Raw genomic sequence first — 13395 nt, 5'->3', positions numbered from 1 at the left:
GTGATGCCCGTCGTCCGCGAGTTCACCCTGCCCGACCTCGGCGAGGGTCTCACCGGGGCCGAGGTCGTGCGGTGGATGGTCGAGGTCGGTGAGGTCATCGCCGTCGACCAGCCGGTGGTCGAGGTGGAGACCGCCAAGGCCGTGGTGGAGGTGCCCTGCCCGTACGGCGGCGTGGTCACCGCCCTGTTCGGCGAGGTCGGCGAGGAGGTGCCGGTCGGCGCCCCGCTGGTGACCGTCGCGGTCTCCGGCAGCGGCGGCACCGGTGCGGCGGACTCCGCCGCGGCGCCCGCGGGCGGCCCCGGCGAGCCGGTGGAGCGCCCGCTGGTCGGCTACGGCGTCGCCGAGTCGCGCGGCAGCCGCCGGGCCCGGGTCCGGGCCGCCGCGTCCGCGGCCGTCCAGGCGCCCGCTCCCGTCCCGGTGGCCGTTCCGGCCGCCCCGGCACCGGCCGCGGCGGCCGTCCCGGCCGTGGTGCCGGTGATCTCGCCGCTGGTCCGCCGGATGGCCCGGGACCACGGCATCGACCTGGCCGCCCTGGCCGGCAGCGGTCCGGACGGGCTCATCATGCGTGCGGACGTCCAGCGCGCGGTGGACACCGCCGCGGCCGCGCCCGTCGCGGCCGCGCCGGTCACGGCACCGGCCGACCGGGACGCCGAGGTGATCCCGCTGCGCGGTCTGCGGCGCACCATCGCCGAGAAGCTCGGCCGCAGTCACCGGGAGATCCCGGCCGCCACCTGCTGGGTGGATGCCGACGCCACCGAACTGATGGCACTGCGCGCCCAGTTGAACCGTTCCCCCGGTCCCAAGGTCAGCGTGCTGGCGCTGCTCGCCCGGATCTGCACGGCCGCGCTGGAGCGCTTCCCCGAGCTGAACTCCAGCGTCTCGCCGGACGGTTCGCAGATCCTCCGGCACCGGGTGGTCCACCTCGGCTTCGCCGCGCAGAGCGACCGCGGTCTGGTCGTCCCGGTGGTCCGCGACGCCCATCTGCTCGGCACCGAGAAGCTCACCGCCGAGCTCGCCCGGCTCACCGAGTCGGCCCGGGCCGGTTCGCTCACCCCGGCCGAACTCACCGGCGGCACCTTCACCCTGAACAACTACGGGGTCTTCGGGGTGGACGGCTCCACGCCGATCCTCAACCACCCGGAGGCGGCGATGCTCGGCGTCGGCCGGATCACGCCGAAGCCGTGGGTGCACGAGGGCGAGCTCGCCGTCCGGCAGGTCACCCAGCTGTCGTTCACCTTCGACCACCGGGTGTGCGACGGCGGTACGGCCGGCGGCTTCCTGCGCTTCGTCGCGGACTGCGTCGAGCAGCCGGGACTGCTGCTGCGCACGCTGTAGCCGTTCGCCGTTCGCCGGCGGATCACCTCCGACCCGCACCGGGCCGGGCTCCTGTCGGGGCCCGGCCCGTCGGCGTTCCCGGCGCGCGGATGCAGGAGGGCGCTCGACGTCCCGCGGGCGCCCGGTCACGGGCGCCCGGGCGCGCACCGGGGGACGGGGGGCGCGAGTTGCGCGAGACTAGCGCGTCCCGCGGTCGTGTGTCCGGGGTTCCGTTGATTCGTGGGACGAGCATCCGGGCCGTGCCAGTCTGCTGAGGGCGTCAGCAGAGAGAAGCCAGCCGCGTGGCTGCAGGGCGACCGGAAGCGAAACGATTCTCTTGGGTACTCGTCATGTCGCATTGAGGGCACGTCCGCTGCGGGTCAGAGCAGGCTCGGGCTCCGCCGGACCGTCCGCCGTTCCGGGGCTGGCCCCGGCCGAATCCACCGCCCCCACCACCCCCACCCCCGCCGTCCCGGACTCCACGGCCGACACCCTGCCCGTCCCCGTGGCACCCGCCCCGGCGGCCCCCGTCCCCGTGGCCCCCGCCCTCGCGGCACCCGCCCCGGCGGCCTCCGCCCTCGCGGCACCCGCCCCGGTGGCCCCGCCCGCCGTGCTCCCGTCCGCTTCGGCCGGCCCCGCCGGGCCCGGTCCGGCGCCCCGACCGGCCCTGCCCGCCGTTCCTGCGCCGCCCGCGGTGCCGCCGCGCATTCCGGCGCCCGGCCGCCCGGACGCGGGCCCGGACGCCCCGGCCGGGCCGCCGCCCGCACCGCGGTTCACCGGTGCCCCCGCCCTCAACCGGTCCGGCCCCGGCGACCGCTGGAGCCGGGCCTGGACGGAGGGCGCACCGCTCCCCGTCCCGCCGCCCGGGCAGCTGCCGGGGATCGCGTCCCCGGAGGCCGAGCTGCCGCCCACCCCGCGCGACCTCGCCCTGATCCGGGACAGCCTGGCGGCCGTCGAACCGGTCGCCGACCGTGCCACCGCGCACTTCTACGCGCTGATCTTCCTCCACCACCCGGAGGTCCGGGCGCTCTTCCCGGCCGCCATGGACGTGCAGCGCGACCGGTTGTTCCGGGCGCTGATGACGGCCGCCCGCAGCGCCGGGGAGCCGGCGAAGCTCGCCGAGTACCTCACCGGGCTCGGCCGCGCCCACCGCAAGTACGGCGTGCGGACCGCGCACTACGCGCCGGTGGGGGAGTGCCTGGTGGCCGCGCTCGCCAAGTACTCCGGCGACCGCTGGGACGCCGAGACGGAGCTGGCCTGGCGCCGGGTGTACCGGCTGGTCTCCGGGATCATGATCGAGGCGGCCGAGGAGTCCGCCCGCACCGCGCCCGCCTGGTGGCACGCCGAGGTCGTCTCGCACGAGCGCCGGACCGGTGACGTCGCGGTGCTCACCGTCCGGCCCGACCATCCCTACCCGTTCCGCGCCGGCCAGTACGCGGCGGTGGAGACGCCCTGGTGGCCGCGGGTCTGGCGGCCCTACTCGCTGGCCGGGGCGCCGCGCCCGGACGGACTGCTGACCTTCCACGTCAAGGGCGTGCAGGCGGGCTGGGTGAGCACCGCCCTGGTCGGCCGGGCGGCGCCCGGGGACGTGCTGCGGCTGGGCCCGGCGACGGGCGGGATGGTCGTCGACCACGCCCGCGGTGCGGACCTGCTCTGCCTGGGCGGCGGCACCGGGATCGCCCCGCTCGCCGCGCTGGTGGAGGAGGTCGCCGAGCACGGCGTGAACGGCCGCTCGGTCGAGGTCTTCTACGGCGCCCGCAGCCTGCCCGAGCTCTACGCCCTGGAGGAACTGCGCCGGCTCGACCGGAGGCACCCCTGGCTGAAGGTGCACCCGGTGGTCGAGTCGCCGGGCACGGCGCCCGGCGAGGCGGTGGTCGGCCTGCTGCCCGAGGTCGTCTCCCGGTACGCGCCCTGGCACGGCCACGACGCCTTCGTGAGCGGGCCCGCGGCGATGGTGCGCCGGGCCGTCGGGGTGCTGCTGCGGGCCGGGGTCGCGCAGGACCGGATCCACCACGACCTCGCGGCCGAGCAGCCCGCCGGGTGAGCCGCGGGCGGGAGGCCCTCCCGGGCGCCCGGCGGGCCCGGTCCGGCTCAGGCCAGGTCGCGGGCGAGCAGGGCGCGGACGCCCTCGATGTTGGCCGCCAGGTAGGCGCGCAGGCTCGGCGGCACGACGTTGACCGAGGTGACCCCCTCGCGGGTGAACGGCAGCCGGACGATCTCGTACTCGCCGTTCGGGTCCTCCAGTTCGGGACCGTGCCGCCGGGAGAGGTCCATGGAGGCCAGCCGGCAGACGAAGAAGTGCTGGACCTTCACCCCGTGCGGGTGGGCGGGGGTGCCGTCGTCGTGGTGGGAGTGGGCGACGGTGTCGACGAAGGCGGGCACCACGTCGACGGCCTTGGCGCCGAGCTCCTCGTCCAGTTCGCGGTGCAGGGCGTCGACGACCGAGCGGTCCTCCGGCTCCACGCCGCCGCCGGGGGTGATCCAGTACGGGTGTGCCGCGCCCGGCCGGACGCGCCGGATCAGCACGATGGTGGCGGGCGCGTGCGGATCGCCGGGGTCGTCCTCCAGCAGGATCGCCCGCGCGGTGCGCTTGACGACGGGGCGGACGGGGACGGCCATGGCCACCTCCGGAGGCGCGGGGGTTGTGCGGGATTCTCCCGCGCGCCGGGGGGAATGAAACTCGCACACATGGGCGAACAGGAGGAAAACGTTGGGCCGAACGGATGATTCGGCGTGCCGCTGCGTGTTCGAGCAGGACCGGGCGGTCACGGTATTGGATCTTCCATTCGAAGGTCGCCTCGGAAGGTGTGGTCGATCACTAAGATTCGAATAGGCTTTGGCCTTCGTATTGAAGCTCATTTGGCGTCTTCACCCGCTGTAATCATTGAAGCGGGGTGGTCCCTGTGCTGCAATGGCCGCCAGCCGGGGCAGGCGACACCAACGGATCGCGGAGGTAGCGCGGCATGCACAGCAGCACAGTCCAGGGCCACGTGGTGATGAACCTCGTGGCGGGCGCCGAGCTCTCCGTCGGCATCGCCGTCGACCTCGGTTACGACACCGACGACCCGTACGCGGTCCGCTTCACCTTCCACCTGCCCGGGGACACCCCGGTCACCTGGTACTTCGCCCGCGAGCTGCTGGTCGACGGCATCAGCCGGCCGGCCGGCGAGGGGGACGTCCACATCCACCCGATCGGCGAGGACCTCGCCGAGATCGGCGTGGTGCTGCGCTCGCCCGACGGCGACGCCACCCTGCACGCCCCCGCCCCGCCGCTGATCGCCTTCCTCGCCCGCACCGACCGGCTGGTGCCGATGGGCCAGGAGGAGAGCGAGGTCGAACTGGAGGCCCAGCTCGACCTGATCCTCAGCGGCGGCTGCGAGAACGCGGGCTGACGCCCCGCCCGGCGGTTCAGTCGTCGTCCCCCAGGGCCAGGTCGAGGCCCCACGAGACCACGCTGATGATCAGGGCGCCGAGCAGCGCCGACCAGAAGCCCGAGACGTGGAAGTCCAGGCCGATCTTGTCGGACGCCCAGGACGTCAGCCACAGCATCAGCGCGTTGATCACGAAGGTGATCAGGCCGAGCGTGAGCACGAACAGCGGCAGCGAGAGCAGCTTCACGAACGGCTTGATCAGGAAGTTGACCACGCCGAAGACCAGCGCCACCGCGATCACGGTCAGCGCCTGGTGGCCCCAGCTCCCGTCCGAGAGGGTGATCCCGTCGACGATCCAGGCGGCGACCCAGATCGCCGCCGCGTTGATGAGCGTTTTGATCACGAAACTCTTCATGGCACCGGATGGTGGCAGGCCGCCCGCCCGCTGGGAAGCTCCCGGCGGTTACGTCGTGAACCCGTGCCGATCCCGGGACACCCCGCCCGCCGACCGGTGACGTGATTCCCGTCACGCCCCGGCGGGCCGCGCCGCGCGGCTCCCCCTGTGCGTCGGCGCAGTCCGTCCGCCCGGGGGGCGGGACGGCGCCATCCGTCGCCCGGCTCGCCATCTCGGCGGCCCGGAAGGGGTGCTGACGAACCGTGGAACTTTGGATTCCGGATGTCGGCACCAGGTGTCCGTGACGTGCCGGAGCCGTGGACGTGACGCCTCCTCCCGGTGGGCACCCCGCCCTTATCCAGCACTTATTCATCTGGATACGATCCGGCTTCGATCGTGCGGAAATCCGCAGGTCGGCGGCGTCCTGGCGACGCCGCCCCATGTCACTCCCCCGTGCCGGCACACCGGGTGTGCCGGCAGACCTGTGAGGTTTCGATGAAGCTGCGCCGTGCCCTGGCGGTCTCCGCCGCCACGACGCTCGTGACGGGTGCCGCCCTCGCGGCCGCACCCGCCGCCCTGGCCGCCCCCGCCGCCGTGCCGGGCATCGCCAAGGCCGCGCCCGCCAAGACGGGTGCCGCCCTCTCCCTGAAGGACTTCCCCGGCCAGATCACCGCCGGCGGCGCCCAGGTCTCCTTCACCCAGGAGATCACCAACACCGGCGGCGACGCGGTGCTCCTCCCGGCCGTGCTCCTCGCCTCGGCCGACCACCTGGCGGTCGACCAGGTGAAGGCCCAGTACAAGGACCCCGACAGCGGTGTGTGGAAGAACGCCACCGTCGAGGTCGACACCCCGGAGGACGGCTCCGACCTCGCCGTGGTGCTGGCCCAGGTCGGCCCCGAGGACTCCGACCAGGACCCCTTCATCTCCCTCCCCGCCGGCGAGAGCGTGAGCATCGCCGTCCGCCTCAGCCTGACCGCCGGTGCCAAGCCGGGCAAGGCCACCGCCACGCCCGCCGCCGCGGTCTTCCCGGTCGACGAGAGCGCGGAGGAGCCCGACGCCGATCCCGTCGTCACCGGGCCCGTCCAGCCCTTCACGATCGTGGCGGGCACCACCACCCCGACCGGCAAGCCGACCGCGACGCCCACCGGCAAGCCCACCGGCAAGCCGACCGCGACGCCGACCGGCAAGCCGACCCGCAAGCCGACCGGCAAGCCCACCGCCCCGCAGGGCGGCGCGCTGACGACCAAGCGGCCCTCCAGCACAGACGTGACCAAGGCGAAGGCACAGGCCGGCGACCGCCTCGCCAACACCGGTGGCGGCGACCACTCCGGTGCGATCGCGGCCGCCGGCGCCGGTGTGCTGGCGCTCGGCGTCGGCACGCTCGTCGTGCTGCGCCGCCGCAACGCCGGTGCCCACCGCGCCTGACGCGTGCGCACCCTCCGGCCCGGTACCCGCGCGGGTGCCGGGCCGGAGCCCGTCCGGGTGTTGAATGGTCCCCGACCAGGAGAGGAGCAGCGCGCGATGAAGGTCTTCCGGCTGGACGAGCTGGACGCGGAACGGGCCGCCCACCAGGGCTCCTACCTGCAGTTCCTCAAGGAGCGGAACATGTCCGCCGGCCTGTACGCGCTCGCCCCCGGCGAGACCGACACCCAGGCCCCGCACGCCCAGGACGAGATCTACCAGGTGATCAGCGGCCGGGCCGAGATCACCGTCGGCCGGGAGACCGCCACCGTGGGCCGCGGCAGCGTCGTCTACGTGCCGGCCGGGGTGCCGCACCGCTTCCACCACATCACCGAGGAGCTGCGCGTCCTGGTGATCTTCTCGCCGCCCGAGGACTGACCTCCGCCGGATAGGGTCGGCCGGGCGCGACCACCCGACACGAGGAGCGAGAGCAGTGGCCCTGACCGACGAACTCTGGTCGGCGATCGAGCCGGTCTACGAGGAGATCCTGGCCCACCCCTTCCTGGCCGGCCTCACCGACGGCACCCTCCCCCGGCAGGCCTTCCGCCACTTCGTGGTGCAGGACTCGCACTACCTGCGCGACTACGCTCGGGCCCTGGCCGTCTGCGCCGCCAGGGCGCCGCACGAGGCCGACGTGCGGGCCTTCGCCGACGACGCGGTGGGCGCGCTCGCCGCCGAGCAGGAGATGCACGGCGCGTTCCTCACCGCCTTCGGCGAGAGCGCCGAGCAGGCCGCCGCCGAACCGGTGCTGCCCACCACCCTCGCCTACACCAGCTACCTGCTGGCCACCGTGCACGGCGGCTCCTTCGCCGAGGCGGTCGCCGCGGTGCTGCCCTGCTACTGGATCTACGCCCGGGTCGGCGAGGAGCTGCTGGCGAAGTCCTCCCCCGACCCGCTCTACGCCAAGTGGATCGCCACCTACGGCGACGAGGCCTTCCAGTCGGTCGTCCGGCGGGTGCTCGACCTCACCGACCGGCTCGGCGAGGAGATCTCCCCGGCCGAACGGCGCCGGGCGGTACGGCACTTCAGCACCACCTCGCGCTACGAGTGGATGTTCTGGGACGCGGCCTGGCGGGGCGAGACCTGGCCGGTCTGACGGCCCCGTGAGGGATGACCCGGTGGTCGGCCTCGGGGTGATCTCCGGGTTCTCTCCGGGCCGCCGGCCCTCGATCGGCGTCCCGGTGCCGCCTACGATCGAAGCATCGGAAGCGAGCGGGAAAGCGGCGGACGGACCGGCGCCGAGCCCGAGGGGAGAGAAGGAACGGACATGGCCGAGCTCTGGAAGTCGCTGCCCTCGTGGGTGCGCAACATCGTCGTCCCGATCCTGGTGCTGATCCTGGCCTGGAACCTGATCTGGTTCGTGGTCGGCGTGGTCAGCTCGCTGATCGGATTCCTGATCAAGGTCCTGCTGGTCGTCGGCCTCGGCGCCGCGGTGGTGATCCTGGTCAAGAAGGCCGCCAAGAGCTGAGCCGGACAGCCCCCGGGCCCCGGACACCCCACGGTGTCCGGGGCCCGGGCGCGTCAGGCCGCGAGTGCGGAGGCCAGCTCCCACCGCGGCCGAAAGCCCCGGCCGGCGGCCTTCGCGGTGTCCAGCACCACGGGCCGGGCGAGCTGGTCCACGGCGTACGGGGTGAGTCCGGGCAGCAGGCCGCGGCGGGCCGCGAACTCGGCGGCGGCGGTCGGCACGTGGCCGATCCGCACCCGGACGCCCAGCCCGGCGAGCACCGTGCGGACGGCGGCGTCGCGGCGGTACGGCCGGGCGTCGGCGATGTTGTACGCGCCCGGCGCCCAGTCGGCGGCGGCCAGGCAGGCGTCGGCCAGATTCTGCACGGCCGTCAGGCTGAGCGGCACGTCCGGGCCGGGCAGCAGCAGGAGGCCGCGGCGGACCCGCTCCAGCAGGCGCGGCACCAGGTGCGGATCGCCCGGCCCGTAGACGGCGCGCGGCCGCAGCACCACGGCGCCCGCCGTCAGGGCCAGCCGGTCGGCGGCGGCCTTGGTACGGCCGTAGGCGTTGCGGTGGCCGCCGGCGGTGGGGTGGTCCTCCCGGACCAGGGCGCGGTCGGCGCGCGGGTCGTAGACGCTGGCGCTGGAGACGAACACCACGGGCCGACCGGCCGCGGCCTCCAGCAGCCGGGCGGTGCCGTCCACGTTGACGGCGTGCTGCTCGGCCTCGGCGGACGAGCCCGGCGGGTGGTCGCCGACGGCGGCGGCGCAGTGCACCACCAGGTCCGCGCCGGCCAGGTCGGGGGCCTCGGCGGCGGCGTCCCAGCGGACGTGGCGGCCGACCGGGCCGGGGCGGCGGCCCAGGCAGCGCACCTCGGCGCCGCCGGCCGCGGCCGCCCGGGCGACGTACGAGCCGCAGAAGCCGCTGGCGCCGGTCACGGCGATCCGGAGCATGCGGTCAGCCCTTCCGTACGAGCAGCGAGGAGTAGCCGGGCAGGGCGGCGCGCCGGTCCACCGAGGCCCGGACGACGACCGGCCGGTGCGGGGCCAGCGCGGTCAGGAAGTCGGTGAGCTGGGCGCGGGCGAGCCGGGCGCCGGGACAGGCGTGCGGGCCCGCGCCGAAGACCGCCTGGGCGGCCTGCGGGTCGGTGGGCCCGGTGCGGTGGGCGCCGGCCGCGTGCCGGGCGACCAGGACGAGCCGGTCGCCGCGGCCGATCGGGCAGCCGTCCGCGGTGCCGTCGCCGCCGGCGACCCGCGGCAGCAGCGGCGAAGGGGCCGTCAACCGGAGCAGCTCGACGGCGAGTTCGGGCGAAACCTCGTCCCACAGGCCGGCCCGGGCGCACCAGGCGGCGGCCCTGGGCAGCGCGGCGGTCGTGGTGTTGACCGCGGCGACCGCGAGCATGGCGTCCCGGCCTTGCGGCAGCAGGGAGTTGAGGTGCTCGGCGGCCGTCGTGGAGGTGCGCCGGGGCAGGCCCGGCAGGTGCTCCCGGGCGGCCTCGGCGGCTGCGTCGGCGCAGGCCCGGGCGAGCTGCAGCGGATCGGCGTCGGAGCCGGTGAGCGCGGCGGCGGTGGCCCCGGCGAGCTCCCGGACGACGTCCACCAGGTCGATCGTGCCGGTGAGTTCGCCCAGGCGGCGGTCGAGGACGGTCTGCCAGACCGGGCGGAGCCGTTCGGTGCCCTTCGCCCCGAACAGTTCGGTGAGGTCGCGGCGGGCGGCCCGGTGCTCGCCGCCGTCCTGGTCGAAGAGCAGTCCGCCGTCGGTCCGCCGGGCGGCGGCGCCGCCGGTGGTGCCCTCGGCGGTGCGGTCCAGCGGGACCCGGGTGAGCACCTCGCGGTACGCCTCGGCGCCGTGCACCAGCACGGTGCGGCCGAGGCGCAGCACCGGGCGGCGCCGGGTGGCCGCGAGCAGCGTGAACAGCACCGGATGGGAGCCCAGGTAGACCCTGCGGTCGAGCCGCCGGGCGGTGCGGTGGGTGCGGGCCCGGGCGGCCGTGTCCCCGGTCACCGGGCCAGCTCGCGGGCGCACAGCCGGGCGGCGGCGGCCCGGTCGGGCTTGCGGGAGCGGCCGGCCAGCGGCACCTCGCCGAGCAGCACGGCGTCGGGGCGGGCACTGCCCATCCGGGCGAGCGGGCGCTCCAGGTCGGCCCGCAGCCGCCGCGGGTCGGTGCCCCGGCGCGGCTGGACGAGGGCGACCAGCCGCTCGTCGCCGTCCCCGGCGGGCACGCCCACCAGCAGAGCGAGTTCGACACCGGGCAGGTGCAGGGCGGGCTCGTACAGACCCGGGTAGATGTTCTCGGCGCGGCGCAGCACCATGTCCTTGCAGCGGCCGGCGAGCACGATCCGGCCGTCGGCGTCCAGACGGGCGCGGTCGCCGGTGCGCACCCACGGGTCGGGGGGTTCGCCGAGGTAGCGGTCGCGGGCGGCGGCCCCGGAGAGCAGCAGTTCGCCGCCGTCGGCGAGCCGGGTGGTGACGCCGGGCAGCGGGTGGCCGAGCAGGTCGCCGTCGCCGTCGAAGGCGGACTTCTCGGCCTCCTCGACGGCCGCGGCCGGGAACAGCTCGGTGAGCGCGTACACGCCCCAGGCCTCGGTGGCGCCGGCCTGCTTGGCGCGGCGCAGCAGCTCGGCGGAGGCGGGGGCGGAGCCCGTCCAGACCCGGCCGGTGAGGTGGTCGAGGCCGCGCAGCTGCGGCGGCGTCAGATAGGTCTCGGAGGGTTCCAGGCGGCGGACCTGCCGGCCGAGCACCTTCGGCGAGCGGGCCGGCAGGGCGACGGTGGCACCGGCCGCCAGCGAGGGCACCAGGACGAAGAAGGTGCCGCCGAGCACGGCCTGCCCGGCCTGCGGGCGGACCAGCCCGGCGACGGCCCGCATCCCGGCGGCGACCGAGGCGCGGGTGTGCACCACGGCCCGCGGCGCCGAGGTGGTGCCGGAGGTGAAGACGATCACGGCGTCGCCGTCCCCGTCGTAGCCGGCGGGCGGGCGTCCGCCGGTGGAGCGCAGGGCGGGGGCGCAGCCGGGGCGGCGCGGACCGGCGGTGGCGACCGGGCCGAGCGTGTCCAGCCGGGGCAGTTCCAGCGAGGCGCGGCGGGCGAGGCCGCGGGCCCAGCCGGCCACGGCCTGCGCGGCGGCGTCGGCGACGACCAGGGCGGGGCGGGCCAGTTCGAGGCGGGCGACCAGCACGTCGGGACCGGCGGACGGGTCGAGGACGGCGGCGCGCAGGCCGAGCCGGTGTGCGGCGAGCATCAGGGCCAGGGCGCGCGGCCCGGGCCGGACGGCGACACCGAGGGTGTCCCCGGCGGTCAGCCCGTGGCCGTGGTGCAGCGCGGCGGCGTACCGGTCGGCGAGGTCGGCGATCTCGCCGCAGCGGGCCCGCACCCGGACGGAGCCGCTGCGGGTGCAGCCGAGGACGGCCGGGCGGTCCGCGCCTTCGCGCAGCACCCGGCTGAGGTGGTCGAGCACGTCCGGCTCCTTCATCGGGGGTCGACGGAGCGGCCACCGCTGCCCCGCTCCAGGTACCAGCGGGCGGTGCCGAGGACGCCGTAGGCGCGGATCCGGCGGGTGGAGTTCTGCACCACCATGTCGCGCTGCTGCACGATCGCGGTGGTGTGCCGGCGGACCCGGTTGATGAAGGTGCGGTCGGTCGGCGAGGGCCGGCGCGGCATCCCGCCGACCGCCTCGTACAGGGCCGCGGTGATCGCCATGTTGTTGCCCGCGTGCATCCGGTAGGGCACCAGGAAGCCGTGCCGGCGGTGGTGCGCGGGACGGATCCGGCCGAAGAAGGCACCCGTCACCACCAGGGCCCGGAACACCCGGCGGCCGACCGGCCCGTGCTCGTCGCGCCGGGCGGTGATGTGACCGCAGACCAGGCCGCGGGAGGCGAGCATCCCGGCGCGGGCGGCGGCCGTCCAGCCGGGTTCCGGCAGGCAGTCGGCGTCGGTGCGGGCGAGCAGGCCGGCTCCGTGCGCGATGGCGTGCCGGAACCCGGTGTCGACGGCGCAGCCGACGCCCTTCTCCGGCTCCACCAGGACGTGCACCGGGAAGGGCGCCCCGGCGGCGAACTCCTCGACCACGGCGACCGTCCGGTCGTCCGAGGCGTTGTCCACCACCAGCAGCGTGAAGTCGGTGTCCCGCTGCGCGGCCAGGGCGCGCAGGGTGCCGCCGATCCGGGCCTCCTCGCGGTACGCGGGGACGACCACCCAGAGCGCGGTCACGGCACCTCCCAGACCATCGTCATCAGGCTGACACCACCGCCGAGGCCGACCATCAGCACCCTGTCGCCGGAGGCGAGTCGGCCGTGGATCCGGTCGAGCTGGACGCCGAGGGTGGCGCTGGCCACGTTGCCCAGCTCGGGCACGGTCAGCACCAGCTTCTCCTCCGGCACCCCGGTGAGCTCCACGAAGCGCTCCAGGTAGGGCAGCGTCACCTGGTGCACCAGCACCCGGGCGTAGGCGTCCCAGCCGAGGCCGGTGCGGGCCGCCACCCGGGTCAGGATGTCGCCGCCGATCTTCTCGAAGACGCCGCGCAACTCCTTGCCGCCGCCCCGGAAGTAGCTGTACTCGTCGCCGCGCGGGTGGCGCGATCCGCCGCCGGGTATCCCGCCGACCGCCCAGTGCTCGGAGGCCGTCTCGGTCTCCACGTCGAGGATCCCGCCGCGCTCGACCGGCTCGACGACCACGGCCGCACCCGCGTCGCCGAAGGTGTAGCCGGCGAAGCCGTCCCGGAAGTCGGCCAGACCGGACGGGTCGCGGCGCATCGCCCGGCTGGGCGTCTCACCGGTGACCACCAGGGCGCGCCGGGCCCGTCCGGCGAGGATCATCGCGCGGGCCACGTCGATGCCGTTGATGAAGCTGTTGCAGGCGTTGGAGACGTCGAACGCGTGCGCCCGGGAGCCGAGTTCGGCCTGCACCAGGTGGGCGGTGGCGGGTTCGCAGACGTCCCGGGTGGCGGAGGCGTACACCAGCAGGTCGATGTCGAGCGGGTCGTACCCGGCGCCGTCGAGGGCGTTCCGGGCGGCGGCCAGGGCCAGCGTGGAGGCGTACTCGTCGTCGGCGGCGAAGCGGCGGGTCACGATGCCCGTGGCCTTCTCGAACATCCGCTCGGGGAGCCGGAGTCCGCTCCCCGCCACCACCTCGTCCTGGAGCTGTTGCGACGTCAGCACCCGGGCCGGCAGGCCGGCGCCCACCGCGGTGATGCCCACGCTCGGGAATCGAAGGTCCATGCCCGCCATGCTGCCGGGCACGGACGCCCACGGCCTGAGTACCCGTACTCAGGACCGGCCGGTGTTCCCCCCAACCTCCCTGCCGGGACGCGGCCGTGACATCCGTCATGCGGATCCCGGTGCGGCCGACACTGCCGGGCGACCCCCCGTCCACGGGATTCTCGATGCATCGGGAACAGGGCACCACCGACAACGGG

14 protein-coding genes are annotated in these 13395 nt (G+C 75.5%); 7 read left to right on the top strand and 7 right to left on the bottom strand.

Translation table 11 applies throughout. The features are described from left to right. Positions 1–3: 3 nt before the first annotated feature. Positions 4–1335, top strand: coding sequence for a dihydrolipoamide acetyltransferase family protein (locus tag AB0O09_RS16625; protein WP_363542399.1), 1332 nt, complete (start codon positions 4–6; stop codon positions 1333–1335). Between the two features lie 337 nt (positions 1336–1672). Further along, positions 1673–3358 (top strand): globin domain-containing protein, encoded by a 1686-nt coding sequence (locus AB0O09_RS16620; RefSeq protein ID WP_363542398.1) that lies wholly within the window; start codon positions 1673–1675, stop codon positions 3356–3358. Between the two features lie 47 nt (positions 3359–3405). On the opposite strand, the gene AB0O09_RS16615 is transcribed toward AB0O09_RS16620, so the two are convergent. Then, positions 3406–3933 carry an NUDIX domain-containing protein gene (locus AB0O09_RS16615; protein WP_344623060.1) on the bottom strand — a complete coding sequence of 176 codons (528 nt, stop codon included), beginning with the start codon at positions 3931–3933 and terminating at the stop codon, positions 3406–3408. Positions 3934–4277: 344 nt separating this feature from the next. On the opposite strand from AB0O09_RS16615, the gene AB0O09_RS16610 reads away from it, so the two are divergent. Further along, positions 4278–4706, top strand: coding sequence for an SsgA family sporulation/cell division regulator (locus tag AB0O09_RS16610; protein ID WP_363542397.1), 429 nt, complete (start codon positions 4278–4280; stop codon positions 4704–4706). A gap of 16 nt (positions 4707–4722) precedes the next feature. Here AB0O09_RS16610 and AB0O09_RS16605 read toward each other — a convergent pair whose 3' ends face one another. After that, positions 4723–5100, bottom strand: a complete 378-nt coding sequence (locus AB0O09_RS16605) for a phage holin family protein (protein ID WP_030270030.1) — start codon at positions 5098–5100, stop codon at positions 4723–4725. 474 nt (positions 5101–5574) lie between these two features. On the opposite strand from AB0O09_RS16605, the gene AB0O09_RS16600 reads away from it, so the two are divergent. The 4 genes from AB0O09_RS16600 (at position 5575) to AB0O09_RS16585 (ending at position 8008) form a co-directional block, all read left to right on the top strand. Further along, positions 5575–6504 (top strand): LPXTG cell wall anchor domain-containing protein, encoded by a 930-nt coding sequence (locus AB0O09_RS16600; RefSeq protein WP_363542396.1) that lies wholly within the window; start codon positions 5575–5577, stop codon positions 6502–6504. A gap of 96 nt (positions 6505–6600) precedes the next feature. Then, complete coding sequence (locus AB0O09_RS16595) at positions 6601–6918, top strand: cupin domain-containing protein (protein ID WP_030270025.1); 318 nt, start codon at positions 6601–6603, stop codon at positions 6916–6918. Between the two features lie 55 nt (positions 6919–6973). Then, complete coding sequence (gene tenA, locus AB0O09_RS16590) at positions 6974–7636, top strand: thiaminase II (RefSeq protein WP_363542395.1); 663 nt, start codon at positions 6974–6976, stop codon at positions 7634–7636. 171 nt (positions 7637–7807) lie between these two features. Further along, complete coding sequence (locus tag AB0O09_RS16585; RefSeq protein WP_030270022.1) at positions 7808–8008, top strand: DUF5326 family protein; 201 nt, start codon at positions 7808–7810, stop codon at positions 8006–8008. A 53-nt stretch (positions 8009–8061) separates the two neighbouring features. On the opposite strand, the gene AB0O09_RS16580 is transcribed toward AB0O09_RS16585, so the two are convergent. From AB0O09_RS16580 to AB0O09_RS16560, 5 genes are read right to left on the bottom strand one after another with little or no spacing between them, the layout of a single operon-like run. Then, entirely contained in the window at positions 8062–8937 is an 876-nt protein-coding gene (locus tag AB0O09_RS16580; RefSeq protein WP_363542394.1) for an NAD(P)-dependent oxidoreductase, read from the bottom strand. Between the two features lie 4 nt (positions 8938–8941). After that, the gene (locus AB0O09_RS16575; RefSeq protein ID WP_363542393.1) at positions 8942–9988 is read right to left on the bottom strand and encodes a cytochrome P450; all 1047 of its coding nucleotides are present in this window, start codon (positions 9986–9988) and stop codon (positions 8942–8944) included. Continuing rightward, positions 9985–11439, bottom strand: coding sequence for a class I adenylate-forming enzyme family protein (locus AB0O09_RS16570; protein ID WP_363542392.1), 1455 nt, complete (start codon positions 11437–11439; stop codon positions 9985–9987). The genes AB0O09_RS16575 and AB0O09_RS16570 overlap by 4 nt, the downstream gene beginning before the upstream one ends. Positions 11440–11450: 11 nt before the next feature. Continuing rightward, entirely contained in the window at positions 11451–12191 is a 741-nt protein-coding gene (locus AB0O09_RS16565) for a glycosyltransferase family 2 protein (protein ID WP_344623068.1), read from the bottom strand. Next, a complete protein-coding gene (locus tag AB0O09_RS16560; protein ID WP_363542391.1) occupies positions 12188–13198 on the bottom strand; it encodes a ketoacyl-ACP synthase III in 1011 nt (336 codons plus the stop codon). The genes AB0O09_RS16565 and AB0O09_RS16560 overlap by 4 nt, the downstream gene beginning before the upstream one ends. Between the last annotated feature and the right edge of the window lie 197 nt (positions 13199–13395).

Origin of the sequence: Kitasatospora sp. NPDC093679, from assembly GCF_040683455.1 — a bacterium.
Lineage (GTDB): Bacteria > Actinomycetota > Actinomycetes > Streptomycetales > Streptomycetaceae > Kitasatospora > Kitasatospora arboriphila.
Note: the sequence above shows the minus strand (reverse complement) of the source record. Positions and strands in the feature narration are given on the sequence as shown.